The 20,225-nt window shown below is 66.1% G+C and carries 16 protein-coding genes and 1 pseudogene; 3 read left to right on the top strand and 14 right to left on the bottom strand.

Going from position 1 to position 20,225, the window contains the following annotated elements; all coding sequences use genetic code 11:
* Positions 1-9: 9 nt before the first annotated feature.
* From ACMVY4_RS20695 to ACMVY4_RS20670, 6 genes and pseudogenes are all read right to left on the bottom strand, one after another.
* Entirely contained in the window at positions 10-3,084 is a 3,075-nt protein-coding gene (locus ACMVY4_RS20695; protein ID WP_416897837.1) for a lipopolysaccharide biosynthesis protein, read from the bottom strand.
* 26 nt (positions 3,085-3,110) lie between these two features.
* Positions 3,111-3,992, bottom strand: coding sequence for a class I SAM-dependent methyltransferase (locus tag ACMVY4_RS20690; protein ID WP_416897836.1), 882 nt, complete (start codon positions 3,990-3,992; stop codon positions 3,111-3,113).
* A 12-nt stretch (positions 3,993-4,004) separates the two neighbouring features.
* Positions 4,005-4,619, bottom strand: a complete 615-nt coding sequence (locus tag ACMVY4_RS20685) for a UDP-N-acetylglucosamine 2-epimerase (protein ID WP_416897835.1) — start codon at positions 4,617-4,619, stop codon at positions 4,005-4,007.
* 127 nt (positions 4,620-4,746) lie between these two features.
* Positions 4,747-5,037, bottom strand: a pseudogene (locus ACMVY4_RS20680) (UDP-N-acetylglucosamine 2-epimerase); the annotation flags it as partial.
* A gap of 129 nt (positions 5,038-5,166) precedes the next feature.
* Complete coding sequence (locus ACMVY4_RS20675; protein WP_416897834.1) at positions 5,167-6,357, bottom strand: glycosyltransferase family 4 protein; 1,191 nt, start codon at positions 6,355-6,357, stop codon at positions 5,167-5,169.
* Positions 6,358-6,370: 13 nt separating this feature from the next.
* Positions 6,371-7,231, bottom strand: coding sequence for a radical SAM/SPASM domain-containing protein (locus tag ACMVY4_RS20670; RefSeq protein ID WP_416897833.1), 861 nt, complete (start codon positions 7,229-7,231; stop codon positions 6,371-6,373).
* Between ACMVY4_RS20670 and ACMVY4_RS20665 the strand changes: the two genes are divergently transcribed.
* Entirely contained in the window at positions 7,230-7,544 is a 315-nt protein-coding gene (locus ACMVY4_RS20665; RefSeq protein WP_416897832.1) for a hypothetical protein, read from the top strand. The genes ACMVY4_RS20670 and ACMVY4_RS20665 overlap by 2 nt on opposite strands.
* A 92-nt stretch (positions 7,545-7,636) precedes the next feature.
* On the opposite strand, the gene ACMVY4_RS20660 is transcribed toward ACMVY4_RS20665, so the two are convergent.
* The 8 genes from ACMVY4_RS20660 to ACMVY4_RS20625 all read right to left on the bottom strand — a co-directional run bounded on the left by ACMVY4_RS20660 (position 7,637) and on the right by ACMVY4_RS20625 (position 16,046).
* On the bottom strand, positions 7,637-8,650 hold the full coding sequence (locus ACMVY4_RS20660) for a class I SAM-dependent methyltransferase (RefSeq protein ID WP_416897831.1): 1,014 nt from the start codon (positions 8,648-8,650) through the stop codon (positions 7,637-7,639).
* 23 nt (positions 8,651-8,673) lie between these two features.
* Entirely contained in the window at positions 8,674-9,759 is a 1,086-nt protein-coding gene (locus tag ACMVY4_RS20655) for a DegT/DnrJ/EryC1/StrS family aminotransferase (protein ID WP_416900368.1), read from the bottom strand.
* A complete protein-coding gene (locus tag ACMVY4_RS20650) occupies positions 9,756-10,337 on the bottom strand; it encodes an acyltransferase (RefSeq protein WP_416900367.1) in 582 nt (193 codons plus the stop codon). Before ACMVY4_RS20650 ends, ACMVY4_RS20655 begins: the two co-directional genes overlap by 4 nt.
* Before the next feature lie 11 nt (positions 10,338-10,348).
* Positions 10,349-11,410, bottom strand: a complete 1,062-nt coding sequence (locus ACMVY4_RS20645; RefSeq protein WP_416897830.1) for a Gfo/Idh/MocA family protein — start codon at positions 11,408-11,410, stop codon at positions 10,349-10,351.
* Between the two features lie 84 nt (positions 11,411-11,494).
* On the bottom strand, positions 11,495-12,001 hold the full coding sequence (locus ACMVY4_RS20640; protein ID WP_416897829.1) for an acyltransferase: 507 nt from the start codon (positions 11,999-12,001) through the stop codon (positions 11,495-11,497).
* Between the two features lie 29 nt (positions 12,002-12,030).
* Positions 12,031-13,908, bottom strand: coding sequence for an asparagine synthase (glutamine-hydrolyzing) (gene asnB / locus ACMVY4_RS20635; protein WP_416897828.1), 1,878 nt, complete (start codon positions 13,906-13,908; stop codon positions 12,031-12,033).
* Between the two features lie 6 nt (positions 13,909-13,914).
* Complete coding sequence (locus ACMVY4_RS20630; RefSeq protein WP_416897827.1) at positions 13,915-15,078, bottom strand: DegT/DnrJ/EryC1/StrS family aminotransferase; 1,164 nt, start codon at positions 15,076-15,078, stop codon at positions 13,915-13,917.
* Positions 15,075-16,046, bottom strand: a complete 972-nt coding sequence (locus ACMVY4_RS20625; protein WP_416897826.1) for an NAD-dependent epimerase/dehydratase family protein — start codon at positions 16,044-16,046, stop codon at positions 15,075-15,077. The genes ACMVY4_RS20630 and ACMVY4_RS20625 overlap by 4 nt, the downstream gene beginning before the upstream one ends.
* Before the next feature lie 132 nt (positions 16,047-16,178).
* On the opposite strand from ACMVY4_RS20625, the gene ACMVY4_RS20620 reads away from it, so the two are divergent.
* Positions 16,179-17,924, top strand: a complete 1,746-nt coding sequence (locus tag ACMVY4_RS20620) for a feruloyl-CoA synthase (protein WP_416897825.1) — start codon at positions 16,179-16,181, stop codon at positions 17,922-17,924.
* A 197-nt stretch (positions 17,925-18,121) separates the two neighbouring features.
* Positions 18,122-20,212, top strand: coding sequence for a flagellar hook-associated protein FlgK (flgK, locus tag ACMVY4_RS20615; RefSeq protein ID WP_416897824.1), 2,091 nt, complete (start codon positions 18,122-18,124; stop codon positions 20,210-20,212).
* Positions 20,213-20,225 lie beyond the last annotated feature (13 nt).

The following is a 20,225-nucleotide window of genomic DNA, read 5'->3' as shown; positions in this document are numbered from 1 at the left end:
TGTGCGTCGTCAGCCCGCATCGAACTCGTAGACCTGATAGTCGCCGAAGCGCGTCACCGTGGCGGGCGGCAGATCGGCGATGAAGCTCTCCGGCAGATAGCCGTCATGGGTCACCAGATAACGGACGCCATGGCGCTCGACGATCTCGCCGATCGGGTGCCGGAGTATCGGGAAGATCGGCTCCAGCAACTGGAAGCCATAGCCGTGGCCGCCGAACAGCACCGGCTTGCCGGAAAAGTAGGCGACCACATCGTGCCAGTGTTGCGGCATGCACATCACCGGTCCGTCGGGCCGCTGCTTCAGGAAGTCGATGGCGCCGGCCAGTTCGGCCTCCAGCTTGACCGTGCGGCTCTTGCGAAACTCGTTCAGATAGACCGCCAGCGCCGCACCGCTGAGGAGCAGCAGAGCAGCGAGAACCGGCCAGATCCACGGCGCGCCCTCCGCGCGCGCAGTCACGATGCCGAGGATCAGGCATGCGGGCGCCGCCGCGTTGTAGAGGTAGAGATAGCCGTTCCCGAGGCATTTCAGGAATGGCACGACCGTGGTCAGCACGCTGAACAGCAGCACCAGCGCGACCCATGCGGTCAGCAGCGTCATGATCCGGTCGTCCGGATGAAGCCAGAGCCAGATCCCACCAGTCAGCAGCGCGCCCCAGGCCCATGGATTGAAGGCTGTCAGGAAGACGCCCCGGCGCAACCAGCCGCGCAATCCTGGACGGTGATAGCTGCGCGAAGCGGTGTCGCCGGCTTCGCGGTAGAGCGGCGATTCCCGCACCGGATGCGCGGTCAGCGTATCCCAGTGCCGGTTCCAGAACTTCACGATGTCCCAGTGGGCGCGGGCAACCTTCACGTAGAAGCCGCCGCTCAGGATCAGGGCGGCCGCAACCGCCGCCGCCGCGATGGCCGGGTATCGCCAGTCCAGGCTGGCGGCGAAGGCCCCGAGCAGAATGAAGGCCGCCAGCTGCGTCGTCATCTTGTGGGTCAGCAGAATCACGCCGCCGGCGATCACTGCCGCCGCAAGCAGCGGCACGGAGAGGGTTTCGCCGCCGGAGAAGATCGCCGCCAGCACCGCCGCATCCAGCAGCAGCGCGCCGAGACCGCGCGGGTTCAGCTGGACGTTGTAGGTCACGAGGATGGGCGTCAGCGCATAGACGCCCGCCACCACGGCGACCGCGGCGATGTCGGCGACGTACCACCAGCAGGCAACGGACACCAGGACCAGCCGCAGGATGTCGATGACGATTGCCAGGACGGCGCTGTAGTTCTGGAAGATCCGGTCGGGCAGATGAGCGATCAGCAGCGGAAAGACCGGCGGGTACCACTGCGCCTTGTCGAGCATGAACTGCGGCAGCTCGGGCGGGAAGCGGCGTGTCCGCCGATAGGTCTCGATATAGGCCTTCCAGTACCAGTGATCGACGCCGATCCCGTGCGGCGCCAGCCAGTGCGGCACCAGCCTGAGGATCGCCGCACCTGCGGCAATGACGAGAATGACGGCAAGCGTCAGAAGCATCGGGGTACTGAACCTGAATTCCGGGAATCGCGCGGGAATGTGACAGGGCCGACGGGCGAAGACAATTGCGGGCGCCTGGTCCCGGTCATCGCGCGGCAGGCTCGCCGCGAACCAGCATCGGATCGAGGAGGCGCCCGATCGGGGCGAGGCGTCCGGTGCAAAGACGACCCAGGACGTTCCCGTCGACGAGGCGCAACTGCCGCGCCGCCGCGAACACAAGCACGGTGAGTGCGGCAACGAGCAGGATGCGCAGCCAGAGCGGTTCGACCAAAACCGCCTGAAGCACGGGGAACACCGCCATGGCGGAATAGAGCAGGGTGTGCCGGCCGGCCGGGTCCCGGTATGCCGGTGCTGATCGGCGACATAGACGGCCTGCGAGACCAGGTAGGCGGCCGAGGTGCCGATCGCGGCGCCCATGATGCCCATGGACGGGATCAGGGCGAAGGACAGGCCGACATTCACGGCGGCCATGACCCCCAGATACACCGTTACCCAGCCGAAGCGGCCCTGCAGGCTGAACAGGGTGCCGTAGAGGCTGGTCAGTATCGTGCCGGGTACGGCAGCACAGAGCACAGCGAGCACCGGCTCGGCCTCGGCGAATTCAGCGCCATAGAGAGGAACCACGAAGGCCGGCGCGATGGCGACTGCGGCCGAAACGAGGGGGAACCAGAGCACGATGACGGTGGGAATGACGTCCCGGACAAACCGGTCCACCGCCGCGGGGTCCGCCATCTGCCGCGTGATCAGCCGGGGCAGGACCACTGTCGCGATGGGTGCGCTGAGGCTCGCGAGCAGGATCATCAACTGGTAGCCGACCTGAAAGATCCCGACCTCCCGGCTGCTGAAGAAGGCCTGCAGCAGCAGATGGTCGAACCAGTAGGAGATGTAGCCGAGGATGAAACTGGGAATCAGCGGCCAGGCGTAGATCACGCCGTCCCGCAAGGTGAGCGGCTCCGGCCTGTCGCTCCGGTTCAGCGTGCGAAACCATTCCACGACAGTCGGAACCAGGGCCGTCACGGCCATCGCCGCGGCCAGTGCGGCCAGCAGCAGATACCGGTCCGGGTTTTCGCCGAACAGGAGCACGGCCCCGAGCAGGATCGCGCCTGCGAGTTCAACGGCGATGGGAATGAAGGCCAGTTGCCGGAAACGCGAGGTGATCTGCATGACGCTTCGCGACTCGGCGACCATCCAGACCGAGATCGTGTAGGCCAGCACGATCCAGAGGTCGTCGCCCGAGAGCGAGAACAGCCGCTCGACCCAGGCGGCCGGTACGAACAGTAGTACCGCCGCCGACAGCGCTGCGCCCCCGGCCAGCAGGGGTACGCGGATCGCCGTTGTCGCGCGTGTGCTGCGCCGGCGTTCCCACTCCTCGCAGCCGAAGCGGACCGCGATGGCATGTGTCCAGTTCATGAAGGCGGAATGCAGCAGCGCGCCCGCGGCCATCACCATTGCCCACACGCCGACGCCTTCCGGACCCAGCAGCCGGGCGAGAAGCGCGGTGGACACGATGGTGACCGGTATCTTGAGGCCGCGCGCCGCCGCCAGCGTGACCGTGTTCAGCAGGTCGCGGTTCATGCGCGCATTCGCCGGACCCGGACGGCCTAGCCGCCCGGACGCCTTTCGGCCGACTCCCCGCCCGTCTTCTCGAGCATCAGGATGAAGCGGGATTCGAAGATGCGGAACAGGGGCAGCGCATTCATCAGGGAATCCAGCGTCCTGAGCATGTGCTGGAAGCTCAGTCCCGCATTTCGCCAGCCGCGGCGTTCGAGGAACCGGAACGTCCGGTAGGTCAGGCCCTGATCAAGGAGCCACCACAGGGAGGACTGACGGGTCATGAGCCTGAAGCCGCGGCTCTCGATCATCCGCCGGAGTTTCGAAGGCTGCAGGGCGGGATGGATCGCCAGCGCCTCTTCCCAGTGCTTCTCGGGGGTCAGGTAGAGCCGGTGGAAGCGACCGGGGTTCTGGCAGATCTTGTAGATGTTGTAGGGACTCGGCAGGCGGTACATCCAGCCCGACGGGGTCGAGATGGAAAGCACGCCGCCGGGCTTCAGGGCCGCAGAGAGCCGGTCGAGCAGCGCTTCCCGCTCGACCACATGCTCGATCACCTCGGAGCAGATGACGGCATCGTACCGCGCTTCCGCATCGACATCCTCGAACCCGCCGACGCGAAAGCGCAGGTTTTCCCGCTCCAGTTCGCGCGCACGCTCGATACTTGGCGCATTGACGTCCATGCCCAGGCATTCCGCCTTCGGGAAGAACTCGGCGATCCGGCCGATGAGTTCGCCGCGGCCGCAGCCCACGTCGAGGATGCGGAAGCTGTCGCTGCGCCGGAACCGGAGCAGGATGTTGGCGAAGTGCTTCTCGGCAATGAACTCGTCGCAGGTCCCGCGCAACCGCCGAAGGGCCGACGGATCGCTGAAGACCTCGTCGAGCGCATTGAGCGACTCGGTGACCAGAATGTCCTGTTTCGAATGCCAGTCCATGGCCCGATCCTGTCAGGCGAAAAGGGTTTCGGTCAGACGCGCGATCCGAAGTCCGGCGTCGCCGCGACCGAACGCATCCGATTTCGCGGGCGCGCGGTCAAGGAATTCGTCGAGTTCCGCTGCCAGGTCGACCGGCTGCTGCCCCACTACCTTGTTCCAGCCGGCCTCGACGGTCTCAACCCATTCGGTCTCTCTTCGCAAGGTCAGGCAGGGAACGGACAGGAAGAAGGCTTCCTTCTGAACGCCGCCCGAGTCGGTCAGGATCGCCTTGGCATTGGCTTCCAGTTCGATGAAGTCGAGATAGGGCAGCGGATCGCAGAGCCTGAGACCGGGCAGGGAGGCGAACCGCGCGCCCCCGCTTTCCAGCAACTGGCGGGTGCGCGGGTGCACGGGGAAGATCACCGGCAGGCTTTCGGCGAGTTCCGCGACGGGCGCCAGCACGCGCTCTAGCGCCGCGGCGTCGGCCGTGTTCTCAGCACGATGAATGGTCAGCGCGGCATAGCCGCCGGGTGTCAGGTCGAGCCGTTCCAGAAGGGACGACCGGTCCCGGGCGATGCTCCGGAAGTGCTGAAGGGCATCCAGCATGACATCGCCGGTATTGGCGACGACGGGCCCGCCCGCCAGCATTTCGAAGGCTTCGGCGCCTTGAGAACTCCGGGTCTTCCGCGAGCAGGCCGTCCGAAACGGCGCGGCCGATACCTTCGGCCGCAAGTCCGGCAACAGAGGACACTGTCGGGCAGCAGAGCAGCGACGACAGGTGATCGACCAGAACGCGGTTGATCTCCTCGGGCATCCGCCGGTTGTGGGACCGCAGTCCCGCTTCCACGTGCACGACCGGAATATGAAGCTTCGCTGCCGCGAGGCCCCCGGCGAGCGTTGAGTTGGTGTCGCCGTAGACGATCACAGCGCCGGGCTTCTCGCTCTCCATGACCGCTTCGAGTTGCTCCAGCATCCGCCCCGTCATCTGACCGTGCGGGCCGCCGGCGATCCCGAGGTTGTAGGCCGGTTCCAGAAGTCCGAGCTGTTCGAAGAAGATCTCTGACATGGCGGTGTCGAAATGTTGGCCCGTATGAACGAGAAATCTCGGTTGCACCGCAGTCCGACAGGGCGCGGGAGACGCTGAACGTCTTGATGAACTGCGGCCGCGCGCCGACGATCGTCAGGACCTTCATGGTCAGGCGCCTGCCGCGGCCGGCTCGGCCTCGCCGAGCATGCGGCGATAGAGGGCGGCTTCCGCGTCGAGCGCGACAGCAGGCGAATAGGCGCTGCGGAAGGTCTGGCGGAGCTGGACGCCGAGCGCCCGGCCGTGTTCAGGGTCCGCCAGGAGATCGGCGATGCGGCTGCACCAGCCGTCGATGTCCTCGGGTTCGACAAGCAGGCCGTTCTCGCCGTCGCGGATCATCTCGCTGTGCCATTCCAGCGTGGACGCAATTACCGGCGCGCCGAGCGCTGCGGCCTCCAGCAACACGAACCCGCTCATGGGCACCAGAACTGCGTCGGCGTTGCGCATCAGCGACAGCACGGTCGCGTTCGGCCGCCAGCCGAGGAAGTGGACGTCCGCCGTGTCTGCCAGCTTCGCTTCGCCCTCGGCCCGAAGCGGGCCGTCGCCGCAGAACACGAACTGCGCCGCGCCGGGGTGCCTGGCCTGGACCCTCAGCGCGACCTCGAACATCTCCTGGGAGTGCTTGTAGCGGTTGATATGGCCGACGGTCAGGATGATCGGGCGGTCGGGGTCCAGCCCGCATTCCCGGATCCGTTCTGCGCCGGCTTCCGGGGCTTCGTCAGCCGGTTCGGTGATGATCCAGGGGATCACCGTGACCTTGCCTTCGGCCTTTCCGCGTCCGATCAAATCGCCGACATAGTCGCCGGTGTAGGCGTTGGGCGCGATGATCGCGCTGCACATCCTCAGCACGGCGGTTTCCATGCCGTAGGAAATGCGGCGCGAACCGAAATAGTAGCGGCCCTCGCGCTCCTGCGGGATGCGGTTGTTGCCGCCCAGCGAGACAACGCTCGGGATGCCGAGCATGCGGCCCGCGAGGCAGCCGATCAGGCTGCCGAAATAGGGCAATCGCCCGCGGATCAGGTCGATGCGTTCCGCCCGCAGCTTTGCAATGACGCGAAGCAGCGCGCCGGGCGCCCGGAGGGCATGTTGCGCCGCGCCTCCGCGCGTGCGGTCGAAATAGGGGAAGACTTCGACGCCCTGCTCGCGGAACTGCGCTGCATAGGCCGCGTCCGCCGGATCGGGTGTGAAATGGACGACCTTCTCGGCGATGCCGTTCGGGTTGTAGAGCTGGACCGCGTGCGAGAGGTTGCCCTTGGTGTCGAGCTGCGCCAGCGACGAATCCATGAAGTTGGCGATGCGCACGCTCGGGAGATGCCTATTTCAGCTGGCTGGCGGGGTAGCTGGAGCACAGCCGGCAGATGCCGACATTGCCCTGGTCGTTCATCACCCGCGCGCGGAAATCCTGCATCTTCTGGCCGTTCCAGATCTCGTCGAGATCCTGTTCGATCAGGTTGCCGACGATCTCCTCGCCCTTCGGGTCGCGGCAGCACGGCACCACGTCGCCGTTCACATGGACCGACATGGAGTAGTAGATCCACGGGCAGCTGTTCTCCGCCAGATATTTCGGCACCAGTTCGCCGCGCTCGAAGGCGTCTTCCTCGTAGATCCAGTGCTTCCGGTCTGTCGGCAGGTACTTGTGGCCCTGTTCGATGGTGCGGACGCAGGGATCGATGATCTGGGCCTCGTCGATGCCGAGTTCTGCCATCTTCTTCTTGAAGGTGTCGACCTCGTGCTCGTTGTGCTTCATCAGGATGAAGCCGCAGACGATGCGGAGCGGCGATTTCATTTCCCGGCGCAGGGCGACGGTCTCTTCCATCTTCTTCAGCACGCGGTCGAACTTGCTGTTGATGCGGTAGGTGGCATGCGTCTCGTTGCTCATGCCGCCGATCTGGAAGGCGATCTCGTCGATGCCGCTCTCGATCAGCTTCTTCGGGTTTACCGCGTCGCCGTTGCTGCAGGTGGTCACCCAGGGGATGCCCTTGTCCTTGGCGTAGCGGATCTGGCGGTACGACTCCTTGTTCAGGAACGGCTCGCCCATGAAGTAGTACATCAGCGTGTTCGTATGATCGGCGATCTTGTCGATCATGGTCTTGAAGTCGTCGAACGACAGATGGCCGTCCTTGCGCCCCAACGTGCCGTCGCCGGTCTCGCAGACCGGGCAGGCAAGGTTGCACATGTTCGTCGGCTCGATGGTGATGTTCACCGGCGGCGCGGTTGAAGGCGCTCTTGCGCGCCATCGAATAGGTCGACTTGAGGTGTTCGCGGGTGCCGCGCTTCTGGAAACCGCCGGTCACGACCGTCGAATACGGATAGACCTTGACCAGCTTCGCGTACAGGTCGGGATTGGTCTTCACGACGTTCTTGATGGTGGTGAGCATCAACTGAACTCCTCGAATTCGCGCAGCCGATCGTCGATCCATCGCCACGGCCCGGGCCGCAGGCTGTCGATTGGGGCGATTCGCCGCCAATTGCTGACGGCGCGGACATAGCGCGCAATCCCCGAAATGTCAGCCCCTTAAGCGGCGAATTCGATCAGAAACCGGCGCATGCAACGGAATGGCGCAGCCGGGCCGGAACCGGATCAGGCAACCGCTTTTCGGGCAATCACCGTGATCCCGGCTTCCTCGATCTTCTCGTGCTCGATGGTCAGGCCCAGCCCGGCGCACCAGTCGCGGACCTCGGCCTCGCTGTGGCGGTGGGCGTTCCGGGGCGCATACCAGTCATAGTTGATGTGGTTCATCTCATCGAGCGTCATGTCGGGGCGGTAGAACGCCTTGAAGACATGCCAGTAGAACAGCCGCTGCAGATTGATCTTGCCCGCGGGTATCTCCAGCACGTCGATGGCCTCGGGGACGTCGATCTCGATGTCCAGTTCGCCCAGGATCCTGCCCAGCTTCGACAGCGGCATCACCGCGTCCCACGCGGCGTCCGGACTCATGGGCTGCAACTGGTCGCGGATGTGGTCGTCGGTGAATTCCCGGATCGGCCCCTTCTTGCGGTAGACGTAGAACAGGATCCGCCCGCCCGGCTTCAGATGCCGGGTGACCGCGGTCAGCGCGGCCCGTGTGTCGTCGCAGTGATGCAGCACGCCTTCCGAGAAGATCAGGTCGACCGATTCCGGCGGCAGCGGCAGCTGCTGCAGGTCCGCCTGGATGAAGCCGCCGCCGTAGTCCCGTTCGGCGAAGCGGTCGCGCGCCACGTCCACGGCCGGCGAGACGTCGGCGCCGATGAAGCGGATGCGGTCCAGCACCGGCCCGAAGAGCTCGATCGAGGAGAGGGCGGCGCCGCAGCCCGCGTCCAGAAGCACCGGCGCCTCGCCATGCTCGGCGAACCAGGGCGCGTTCGGCACGTCGCCGTATTTCTCGATCAGCCAGCGGCGCATGTTGGCGGCCACGCTGCCTTCGAAGGTTTCGCGCTTCTGCCATTTGAACCCGAAGGTCTCGCGGGTCTGGCCCTGGGCGTCGGAGACGAATTCCTCGGCGCGCAGAATGCCGCCATCGGCGACGACGCTCCGGCCGTTGACCTCGGCGCGCGCGCCTGCCGCAGGCAGCCCGGCGCCCAGAACCTCGCTCAGCCAGTCGGGAAATTCGGACATGATCTGGATTCCTTTCCCGGCTGTCAGAGCGCTTCGGCGACCGCTTTCGCCACCAGCGCGATGTCGTCCTCGCTCAGGTCCGGATGCATCGGCAGGCTCATCACCCGTTCCGCCGCGGCGTCGCCGACAGGCAGCACGGCATCCGGGTCGGCAACTGCGGGCTGGCGGTTGAGCGGGTAGGGGTAGTGAACGGCGGTCGGTACGCCCTTGTCGGCCAGATGCGCCAGCACCTTCTCCCGGTCGTCGACCTGGATGGTGTACTGCGCCCAGGCCGAGGTGTTGCCGTCGAGGACCTTCGGCGTCTCGATCCCGAGGTCGCCGAGATGGCGGTCGTAGAGCGCTGCGGCGCGCTGACGGCCGGCGAGGTCCTGATCGAAGACCGACAGCTTCGACAGCAGGATGGCTGCCTGCAGCGTGTCGAGGCGGCTGTTCACGCCGACGCGGATATGGTGATAGCGCCGGTCCTGACCGTGGCTGGCGATCTGGCGCATGACCATCGCCAGTTCGTCGTCGTCTGTAAACATCGCCCCCCCGTCGCCATAACAGCCGAGCGGCTTCGAGGGAAAGAAGCTGGTGGTCGCGATGGTTGTCAGCGCGCCGGAACGGCGGTTGTTCTGGGTCGCGCCGAAGCTCTGGGCCGCATCCTCGATCACCGGCAGGCCGTGTTTCTCCGCGATGGCGTTGATGGCCGGGTAGTCGGCGCACTGACCATAGAGCGAGACCGGCATGATCGCCTTCGTCCTGGCCGTGATCGCCGCTTCCAGCTTCGAGGCGTCGAGATTGTAGGTGACCGGATCGACGTCGACATAGACGGGCCTGGCGCCCAGCACTGCCGCGGATTCGGCGGTGGCGATATAGGTAAAACCCGGGACGATCACCTCGTCGCCATGGCCGACACCCACCGCCATCTGCGCGATCTGAAGCGCGTCCGTGCCGTTGGCGCAGGCAATGCAGTGCTTCACGCCGACAAAGTCCGCCAGCGCCTGCTCCAGTTCCTTGACCTCCGGGCCGTTGATGAACTTGCCGTGGTCCAGCACCTTGCGGATCCGCGCGTCCATGTCCGGCTGCAGGCGGGTGTACTGGGCCTTCAGATCGACGAACTGCATCAGTTGGGTTTCCGTTTCGCGACCTTCAGCACGCCGTTCCTCAGCGTGTAGCGGTCGCCGAGATGCGGGCAGCTCCATTCGCCCTTGCCGTCCACGGGCAGCGGGATGCGCTCGCCATAGAGACTCATCCAGCCCTTGTGCTGCCCCGGCACGCCGGTGATCAGGGCGAAGTCCGGCACGTCCGAGCGCACGACAGCGCCGGCGGCGACGAAGGCATGGGCGCCGATGGTCGAGCCGCAGACCACGGTGGCGTTGGCGCCGATGGTCGCGCCCCGCTTCACCAGCGTCGGGCGGTACTCGTCCTTGCGGGCTATGGCCGAACGCGGGTTGTAGACATTGGTGAAGACCATGCTGGGACCGCAGAAGACGTCGTCTTCCAGCGTCACGCCGTCATAGACCGAGACGTTGTTCTGGATCTTCACGTTGTTGCCGATGCGGACGTCGTTGCCGACGAAGACGTTCTGGCCCAGCGACACGCCCTGGCCGATCCTGGCGCCGCCGCAGACATGGACGAAGTGCCAGACGCGGCTGCCCTCGCCGATTTCGGCGCCTTCATCGACGATGGCGCTGTCGTGGATCATCACGCCCAAGGTCAGTACTCCAGCGGCAGGCTGATGCGCTGTCCGTCGCGCGCGGAGAGATAGGTTGCGATCAGCACTTCCAGCGACTTCAGGCCCTCGCGGCCGTCCGTGTCGGCCACCGCTTCGCCGCGCAGCACCTGGATGACGTTCTCGTAGTAGAGCGGATGGCCGAAACCGTAGACCGAGGTCGTGGCATAGCTGGCCTCCTCGACTTCCCGGTCCATCGGATCCTCTTCCGCGAACTTCCAGTGCTGGATCTCGTTCACCGCCACACCCCCGACCCTGACCGTGCCTTTCTCGCCCAGGATGGTGATGGAGCCTTCGAGGTTCTCCGGATAGGTGAGCATCGAGACATTGACCGTGCCGATGGCGCCGGAACGCCAGCGCACCAGCATCGCGCCGGTATCCTCGACCTGGATGTTCCGCGCCAGCGTCGCGGTCTGGGCCTGGATACTCTCGATGGGGCCGATCAGCCAGTCGAGGAGGTCGATGTAGTGACTGGCCTGATTCATCAGCGCGCCGCCGTCGAACTCCCAGGTGCCGCGCCAGTCCGCCGAATCGTAGTAGTCCTGCGGCCGGGTCCAGAAGACGTTGATGGCGACCGAGTAGATGCGGCCGAACCGGCCACCGGCGACCGCGCGCTTCAACAGTTGCAGCGTCGCGTTGCGGCGGTTTTGCTTGACCACGAAAAGCCGTACCCCGGCTTCGTCGCAGGCATCGACCATGCGCCGGCCGTCGGCCCACCGCGTCGCCATCGGCTTCTCGGTCATCACGTGGCATCCGGCCTGCGCCGCGCGGATGGTCTGCTGCGGATGCAGCCCGCTCGGCGTTGCCAGCACGACGATGTCCGGCGAGGCTTCGGAGATGAGCTTGTCCATCGTTTCGAAGGCCGGCGCGCCGGTCTTGTCAGAGGCGGCCTTGCGTGAGGCGCCGTCCACGTCACAGACGCCGACCAGTTCGGCGTTGCCGGCATGCGCGGCGATGGCCTCGAAATGCTTGCCTGCGATGCGGCCGCAACCGATCACGGCAAAACGGATCGGTCGGCCCTTCAGGTCTTCGGTGGCGGCTGGCATCGTCGCGAATCGTCCGCTGGCGGTGGGTGTCTGGAACCGGCTTCGTTTACGCCTTCGGCGGTCCAGGCTGCAACCCTTACCGCGTCAGCCGATGGGCCGGGCGGGGCTGCCGCCGACGCGACCGCCCTCCGGGACGTCGCGGTTGACGAAGGACAGGGCGCCGATCACGGCGCGGTCGCCGATGGTGACGCCCATCTGGATCACGCTGTTGGGACCGATATAGACGCCGCTGCCGATCCGAGTCGGCGCGTGGTCGATGGGCTCGGCCCCCATGCTCGTTGCCTTGCGGACGGTATGGTGGGTGTAGATCTGCACGCCGGCCGAAATCGAGCAGTGATCGCCGATGACCAGGCCGCCGCTGCCGTCCAGGATGCAGTTCGGGCCGATCCAGACGTGCTTTCCGACCGTCACGTCGCCCAGGATGAGCACATTGTCGTAGACGCTGGTGCCTTCGCCGAAACCGGCGCGGGCGGCGCGTTCCCAGCGGTCGGTAAAGGCGTCGCCGAAGGAGACGCTGCGCTCGAAGCGTTCGCCGATCTCGTCCAGCCGGCGCCGGTGGGCCTCGCGGATGCGTTCGCTCTCGTCGTCCATCGCCGGGCCGTCTCCCTCGGTTCAGGCGCTCAGGCGGCCTGCCCCAGCCACTCGTTCACGTTCAGCAGCGACCAGATGAACAGCCGCCGGTTCTGCTCGCCGGACAGGTGCTGGTTCATCAGCCCTGTCACCGCGTCATAGTCGAGGTAATCGTAGACGGGGGCATCGCGGTCGAACAGGGCGCGGCGGACGAACTCGATCGACTCGCCCTTGAACCAGCTGGCGTCCGGCGCCGAGAAGCCCTGCTTGGTCGCGCTCGTGATCTCTTCGGGGATATGGCGGGCCATGACGTCGCGCAGGATCTGCTTGCCGTCCTTCGTCTTCTCGAAATAGGAGCGGCGCTTCCGGCCGGGCTCGTTCTCGTTCAGCCGGACGACGTCGGCCAGATTGTTCAGCTTCAGCCGCACCGGGCAGCGCATGGCGAAGTCGACCAGGTCGTTGTCCAGGAAGGGGACCCGTGTCTCCAGCCCGTGCGCCATGGACAGCTTGTCCTCGACCACCAGCAGCCCGTGCAGGAAGGTCTTGGCCTCGAAGTAGAGCGAATGGTTGATGTAGTCCTCGGGCCGGTCCAGCCGCGCGGCATGGCGGTGGAAGACGTCCTGGAAAATGGCACGGGTGTCGACGCCCTCGACATCCGACCAGACCGGCCGGAAGACCTGGCGGACTTCCTCGTTCGGAATCAGGCGCTGCCAGAAGCCGTAATACTTCTCGACGTAATCCTCGAAATCGTCGTTCACGACCGCGCGGTAGTAGCGCCAGGGATAGCCGCCGAAGAGCTCGTCGCCGCCCGCGCCCGACATCACCACTTTCACGAAGCGCGAGGCGAGCTGCGCCGCGTAGAAGTTCGGATAGCTCTGCCCGACGCGCGGCTCTTCCAGATGGCGGGCGAGGCGCGGCAGTACCCGCTCCATGTCGCCGGCCTTCAGCACCATCTCGTAGTGCTCGGTACGGAAGCGGTAGGACATGAACTCCGCCTTCGCGCGCTCGTCGAAGGCGAGCTCCAGGCCGGAGGCCGAGTGCAGGTCGAAGCCGCAGGTGAAGGTCTTCATGTAGGGGTAGGACTGGGCGGCGATGGCGGTGATCGAGCCCGAATCCATGCCGCCGGAGAGATAACTGCCGAGTTCGACGTCGGTCACCAACTGCCGGTTCACGGCCTGCCGGAACAGCCGGTCGAGTTCCTCCCGGTAGGCCTCGTCATCGTCCGGAGCGTCGGGTTCGCGGAAGTCGTAATCCCAGAACTGGTTGAGTTCGAGTTCGGGCGCCGCCCGCCCCAGATCGAGCGTGGCCGTATGGCCGGGCGGCAGAAGGCTGACATCTTCCAGCAGCGTGCGGTCGGTGAAGATGTTCTGGAAGGTGAAATACTCCAGCAGCGCCCGCCTGTCGATCCGCCGCTCGAAGCCGGGATCGGCGGTGATCGCCTTCTGCTCCGAAGCGAAGATGAAGCGGTCGCCACGGCGCGCATGATAGAGCGGCTTGATGCCGTAGCGATCCCGGGCCAGCAGCAGCCGTTTCGTCTTCCGGTCCCAGAGCGCGAGGGCGAACATGCCGTTGAAGCGGCTGACGGCGTCGTCGCCCCACTCGGCAAGCGCATTCAGAACCACCTCGCTGTCGGTGGTCGAATGGAAGGCGTGGCCGCGGGCCTGCAGTTCCGTCCGCAGTTCGCGGAAGTTGTAGACCTCGCCGTTGTAGATCAGCACGTAACGTCCGTCGGCGGAGATCATCGGCTGGTTGCCGGCCGGCGAGAGATCGATGATCGCGAGACGCCGGTGTCCCAGACCGACCGGCCCCTCGATCCAGTGGCCCTCGCCGTCGGGTCCACGGTGGGCGATGGCGTCGGTCATGGCCTCCAGCTTCACCGGTGAAACCGGCGCGCCGTCGAGGTTGATCAGTCCGGCGAGCCCGCACATCGCGGATCAGCCATGAGCCAGGCTGCGGACGGCCCGGACGACGTGATCGAAGTCTTCTTCCGTCATGCGGTTGTGCAGCGGAATGGCCATGGAATGTTCGGCGCAGTCGCGGGCGCCGGGGAAGTCGTGCGGCGCAAGGCCGTAGCGGTCGCGGTAGAGGCCGAGCATGTGGACGGCGTGGGTGCCCGGCCGCGTGGAGACGCCCATCTCCTGCAGGGCCTCCATCATGTCGTTGCGGAGCATCGGCGCGCCATCCGGATCGACGTAGAGCACATAGGCCTGCCAGCCGTGCCGTCCGCCTTGGGGCTCGGTCGGCGTCCGGAGCCAGTTGATGTCGGCAAAGGCCTCGGTGAAGCGTTTCGCCATCGCGGCGCGCTCGTCGATGAAGCGGTCCAGCTTGCCGAACTGCACCAGCCCCACCGCACCCTGCAGATCGGTCATCCTGTAATTGAAACCCAGCAGGTTGAAGTCCGGCAGCAGATAGGGGCGCGGCCCGTGATGGCGCTGTTCCTCGGAGATCGAGGCGCCGTGGTTGCGCATCATGTTCATGCGCTCGGCCAGGGCCGGGTCGTCCGTGGTGACCATGCCGCCCTCGCCCGTAGTCACCGACTTCCTGGGATGGAAGGAAAAGCTGGCCGCGCGGCCCAGGCTGCCCGCCGGCCGGCCCTGCCAGGCGGCGCCGGCCGCGCAGGCGGCATCCTCGATGATCTCGATGCCGGACGGCAGCGCAGCGCTCAGCGCATCCATGTCCATGCAGCGGCCGAAAAGGTGCACGGCGATCACGGCTTTCGTGCGCGAGGTGACCCGGCGCAACACGTCGTCGATGTCGAGATTGAAGGTGTCGCGGTCGACATCGGCCAGCACCGGGGTCGCGCCGCAGTAGAGCACGACATTGGCGGTGGCGACCCAGGTGAAGGCCGGCACGATCACCTCGTCGCCCGGTCCGATTTCCATCGCCGCCAAGATCAGGTGCAGCCCCGTGGTGCACGAGGTCACGGCGAGCGCGTGCGGCACGTCGTGGCGCTCGGCGAAGCGTTTCTCGAACTCGGCGACCTTCGGCCCCTGGGTCAGCCAGCCCGACTCGATCGGGCCACGAACCGCTTCCAGTTCCGCCTCGCCCGTCGAGGGCAGGGAGATGGGGACGTCGCGTCTCGCCGGCCGCTCGCTCACGCCGCGTTCCTCTGACGCCAGTTGATCAGGCGCTGCAGCCCGTCGGTCAGGCTGTAGTTGTAGGTGAAGTCGAGATCGGCGGTGGCCTTCTTCGGGCAGCCGATCCGGTTCTGCACCATCCGCCGCGCGTCGTCGGCGGAATAGGGGCGGTACTGCACCTCCAGGTCCGAGCCGCGCAGCTGCAGGATCAGATCGCAGAGTTCCTTGATCGAGGTCTGCACGCCCGTGCCGACATTGTAGAAGTCGTCTGTCGCCTGGGACTCGATCGCCTTCACGTTGCAGCGGGCGACGTCCTCGACATAGATGAAGTCGTAGGCCTGACTGCCGTCACCATTGATGACCGGGGCCTCGTTGGCGTCGATCTTGTTCAGCATGATCGGGATCACGCCGGTATAGGCGGCGGTCTGGTCCTGATGCGGCCCGTAGACGTTCATGTAGCGCAGGCCGACATAGTCCAGCCCGTAGCGGTCGTGGAACGCCCGGCACATGGCTTCGCAGGAGATCTTGGTCGCACCGTAGAAATTGCGGTTGTTGAAGGGGTGGTCCTCGGTCATGGGCACCTCGACGGCGTCGCCGTAGACCGATGCGGAGGAGGAATAGACCAGCCGCTTGATGTTGTTGTTCACGCAGGCCTCGAGGACGTTGAAGGTGCCCTCGATGTTCACGTGGAAGGCGGTGCGCGGGAAGTCCTTGCAGTGCAGCAGCCACATCGCGGCCAGATGCACCACGACGTCCATGCCCTTCATGGCGTCGTTGAGAAGATCGACCTCACGGATGTCGCCGCCGTTCGGGTACATGCGGCATCGCGGGTCTGAAAGCTGCTCGGCGAGGTTGCTCACCTTGCCGCGTGCGAAGTTGTCGTAGATGACGACCTCGGCGACATCGCTCTTCAGAAGCTCGGAAACAACGAAGCTCCCGATGAAGCCTGCGCCGCCGACCACCAGAACACGGGCGCCGTCGAGTTGCATGTGCGTCTTCTCCTTCGCCCGCTGCCGCCGGACCGTTCGCGCGCCGGCAGGATCGGGATGTTGGCGTGGGCGTCCTCTATCATCTATTTCCTTGAATCGCCAAGATCGCGCGACCTGGGGGAGGAGGGGCCGATGGACGCAGAGACCGTAGCCGGAATGATGCTGGCCCGCCGCGCCGACAAGCGCGACATGCCGGATGGCGGGTTCGTGCTGACCTCCCCGGAACCGCTCGGCGAAGTGGAGCGCTCGCTGGCGCACGTGCTGCGCCGTCAGGCGGCCGAACGCCCCGACGCGCGGTTCCTGCTGCAGCGTGACGGCGACGGCTGGAAAGGCCTGACCTATGCCGAGGTCCTGCGCCGCGCCAACGGGATCGCCGAAAGACTGCTCGGCCTCGGTCTGGGGCCGGACCGGCCACTGATGATCCTGTCCGGCAACAGCATGGGGCACGCGCTGGCGATGATGGGCGCCATCGTCGCCGGTGTGCCCGTCGTGCCGGTCTCGCCTGCCTACAGCCTGATGAGCAGCGACCTCGCAAAGATCGACCACATCGCCCGGCTGATCGAGCCGGGGGCGATCTATGCCGACGCCGCGGAGCCCTTCGCCAAGGCGATCGCGAAGGTCGGCGTGGACCTGCCGCTGCTGACCGCCGCCGACATCATGGGCGTTCCACCGTCGGATGCCGCACCCGGCGAGGGGCCGGGGCCGGACGATGTCGTGAAGATCCTGTTCACCTCGGGATCGACCGGAATGCCGAAGGGCGTCGTGAACACGCACCGGATGCTCTGCGCCAATCAGGCGATGGCGGCAAAAGGCTGGGCCTTCGTCAGGGAAGAGCCTCCGGTTCTGGTCGACTGGCTACCCTGGAACCACACCTTCGGCGGCAACATGTGCTTCGACATCGTGCTGTTCAACGGCGGTGCGCTGCACATCGACGAGGGCAAGCCGGCGCCCGGCCTGATCGAGAAGACCGTCGACAATCTCCGCACCGTCTCGCCGACGATCTATTTCAACGTCCCCGCCGGGTTCGCGGCGCTGCTTCCGTTCCTGGAAAAGGACGCCGGGTTGCGGGAGACCTTCTTCCGCCGCCTCTCGATGATCATGTATGCCGGCGCGGCGCTGCCGCAGGATCTCTGGACACGGCTGGAGGCGGTCGCCCGAGAGGCGGGACGGGAGCCACCGCTGATGGTCTCCGCATGGGGTTCCACAGAGACGGCGCCGATGGCCAGCATGGTGCATTTCCCCATTCCGCGCGCCGGCAATATCGGGCTGCCCTGTCCGGGCGTCGAAATCCGTTTCGCGCCGATCGGCGACAAGCTGGAACTGCGCGTGAAGGGCCCGATCGTGACGCCGGGCTATCACCGCCAACCGGACCTGACGGCGTCGGCCTTTGACGCCGAGGGCTTCTATCGCATGGGCGACGCCGGCACGCTGGCCGATCCCGACGATCCGGCGGCAGGCATCATCTTCGACGGGCGGGTCTCGGAGGACTTCAAGCTCACCACCGGCACCTGGGTCAGCACCGGTGCGCTGCGCACCCGCGCCGTCGCCGCCTGTTCGCCGCTGGTGCAGGACATGGTGATCTGCGGCCACGACCGGGAGCAGGTCGGGGTCCTGATCTGGCCGTCCGCGGCGGGCCAGCAGATGGACGTGGCTGCGCTTGCCGATGCGCTGACGGAAAAGCTCGCGGCCTGGAACGCCGAGAACCCGGGCTCTTCCACCGCGATCCGCCGTTTCCGCATCCTGCCGACGCCGCCGTCGATCGACGCCAATGAGATCACCGACAAGGGCTATGTAAACCAGCGAGCCGCGCTGGACGCTCGGAAGGATGAGGTCCAGGCGCTGTTCGAGAGCGGCGCCTCCGGCACGCAGACGGTCTGACCGGAGAACTGGCCCCCGCATTGCAATCTGTATTCGCGACGGCAAAGGGCGGCCCCCGCCTTGAGCCAGAAGAGAAAGCAGAAAGCAATGCGTTTTCAGATGGTTAGATTGGAAATCGGTCTTGAAGCCCCGGTAGGCAGCAATTGCCGGAACCGCGCTGTGGCGGCAAGCCTTGCCGTCATCCGGAGGGCTGCCGCATGAGCCTGACCGCCTCTCTCAACAGCGCCATCAGCGGCATGAACGTCGCCCAGCGCAGCATCGCCGTCGTCTCCGACAATGTCGCCAACGTCAACACCGAGGGCTATGCCCGCCGCCAGGTCGTCCAGAGCCCGGCGACCATCGCCGGCCAGATCGCGGGTGTCGGCGTCGAGGAAATCCGCCGCACGGCGGACGAGTTCCTGAACCGCGAATTCCGCATCGCAACCGCCGAGTTCAGCCGCTTCGACGCGGCCGGCGGCCTGCACGAACAGATTTCGTCGCTGCTGGGGGACCCGACCGGCGACCGCAACATCGTCGCGCTGCTGGACAAGGTGCTTGTCGCCGCCGGCTCGCTGGCCGCAAACCCCGAGACGACCGCCGTCCGGTCCTCCGCCATCGAGGCGCTGCAGCGTCTGACCGAGGATGTCGACCGCCTGTCCGACGGCGTCCGCGATCTGCGCCGCCAGGCCGATCAGCGGGTGTCTCAGGGCGTCGACGATGCCAACCTGCTGCTGCAGGAAATCCACGATCTGAACCAGCGCATCGCGGGACTGCGCGACGACAACAACCGCGTCGGTCTGATCGACGAGCGCTCGCGCAAGCTCGACGCGCTCTCACAGATCATCGATATCCGCACCGCCGATCAGTCCGACGACCGGGTTCTTGTCTCGACAACGGGCGGCCTGCCCCTGGTCGACCAGAGCCTGCGCCAGCTGGTGCATGGCGGCTCGAATGCCGGCGGCTTCGGCGAGGTCTTCCAGCCCATCGGCATTCAGCGGATCGATGACGCCACCGGCGCCCGCGTGACCATCAGCACCAACATCGACGACAAGATCCTGTCCGGCGAACTGAAGGGTCTGATGGAGACCCGCGACGGCGCGCTGAACGATCTGGCGACCGAACTCGGCGCTTTCGGCGGCCGCATGGCCGACGAGATCAACCGCGTCCACAACGAGTTCACTGCTGTGCCGCCGGCCGCGACGCTGACCGGCCGCAACACCGGTACGCTTGCCGCCGACCCTCACGGCTTCACGGGAATTGCGACCTTCCACGCCTTCGATGCCAACAACACCGTCACCGCCACTGCGACCATCGACTTCGGCGCCATTGGCGGCACGGTCAACGACGTGATCACAGCGGTGAATGCGGGCCTCGGCGGCGCCGCCACCCTGGCCCTGAACAACGGCGTCATGAGCTTTACAGCAGCGGGCGGCTCGGCCGGCGTCGGCATCGCCCAGGACGCGGCCACGCCGTCGGACGCGAACGGTCGCGGCTTTGCCCACCGCTTCGGCCTCAACGATCTGATCCAGACCACTGCCGGCCCGCATTTCGAGACCGGACTGGCAGCGACATCCAACCACGGCTTCACCGGCACGGCGACCTTCGAACTGATCGGCCCCGCCAACCAGCGGCCGATTTCGGCGACGGTCGATTTCGGCGCCATCGGCGGCACCGTGAACAACATCCTGACCGAACTGAATACCGCCTTCACCGGCGTGGCCAGCTTCAGCCTGAACGGCGAGGGTGCGCTGGTGACGACGCCGTCCGCGAACTTCGCGGGCTTCAGGCTCGAGACGACCCAGGATGCTACCGCTCGCGGCGGCACCGGCGTCTCGGTCAGCGACTTCTTCGGCATCGGCTCGGAGCCGAAGGCCAACATGGCCGCCGGCATGTCCGTGAACAGCGAGATCGTCCGGACGCCGTCGCGGCTGTCGCTCGCGACCATCGATCCGACCGGCACGCCTTCCGCGCACAGCGGCGACAATGCCGGTGCGGTCGCGCTGCAGGCGCTGAACTTCGTCACCTCGGAATTCGACGGGGCGGGGCGTCTGCCCTCGATGACGGGCACGCTGGCCGAGATCGGTTCCGAGGTGCTGGGCCGTGCGGGGCAGGCCGCCAACGACATCCAGGTCCGGACCCGCGACCGCGAAGCGCTGATGGAAGACCTTTCGGCCCGGGTGGCCGAGGTTTCCGGTGTGAATATCGACGAGGAAATGGCCCAGCTGATCCAGCTGCAGGCGGCCTTCAACGCGGCGACGCGTGTCATCTCGACAACGAACGAGATGATCGACGCGCTGCTGGCGCTCTAGTTCGAGAGGACCT

The organism is Minwuia sp., assembly GCF_048007105.1.
Lineage (GTDB): Bacteria > Pseudomonadota > Alphaproteobacteria > Minwuiales > Minwuiaceae > Minwuia.
The sequence above is the reverse complement of the archived record's forward strand: the minus strand, read 5'-3'. Positions and strand labels throughout refer to the sequence as shown.

Bases quoted from the DNA above. Each gene is read 5' to 3' on its own strand.
- ACMVY4_RS20695 (WP_416897837.1), bottom strand. From the start codon at position 3,084: ATGAACCGCGACCTGCTGAACACGGTCACGCTGGCGGCGGCGCGCGGC.
- ACMVY4_RS20690 (WP_416897836.1), bottom strand. From the start codon at position 3,992: ATGGACTGGCATTCGAAACAGGACATTCTGGTCACCGAGTCGCTCAAT.
- ACMVY4_RS20685 (WP_416897835.1), bottom strand. From the start codon at position 4,619: ATGCTGGCGGGCGGGCCCGTCGTCGCCAATACCGGCGATGTCATGCTG.
- ACMVY4_RS20665 (WP_416897832.1), top strand. From the start codon at position 7,230: ATGTTCGTCGGCTCGATGGTGATGTTCACCGGCGGCGCGGTTGAAGGC.
- ACMVY4_RS20670 (WP_416897833.1), bottom strand. From the start codon at position 7,231: ATGTGCAACCTTGCCTGCCCGGTCTGCGAGACCGGCGACGGCACGTTG.
- ACMVY4_RS20660 (WP_416897831.1), bottom strand. From the start codon at position 8,650: ATGTCCGAATTTCCCGACTGGCTGAGCGAGGTTCTGGGCGCCGGGCTG.
- ACMVY4_RS20650 (WP_416900367.1), bottom strand. From the start codon at position 10,337: ATGATCCACGACAGCGCCATCGTCGATGAAGGCGCCGAAATCGGCGAG.
- ACMVY4_RS20645 (WP_416897830.1), bottom strand. From the start codon at position 11,410: ATGCCAGCCGCCACCGAAGACCTGAAGGGCCGACCGATCCGTTTTGCC.
- ACMVY4_RS20640 (WP_416897829.1), bottom strand. From the start codon at position 12,001: ATGGACGACGAGAGCGAACGCATCCGCGAGGCCCACCGGCGCCGGCTG.
- asnB (WP_416897828.1), bottom strand. From the start codon at position 13,908: ATGTGCGGGCTCGCCGGACTGATCAACCTCGACGGCGCGCCGGTTTCA.
- ACMVY4_RS20625 (WP_416897826.1), bottom strand. From the start codon at position 16,046: ATGCAACTCGACGGCGCCCGTGTTCTGGTGGTCGGCGGCGCAGGCTTC.
- ACMVY4_RS20620 (WP_416897825.1), top strand. From the start codon at position 16,179: ATGGACGCAGAGACCGTAGCCGGAATGATGCTGGCCCGCCGCGCCGAC.
- flgK (WP_416897824.1), top strand. From the start codon at position 18,122: ATGAGCCTGACCGCCTCTCTCAACAGCGCCATCAGCGGCATGAACGTC.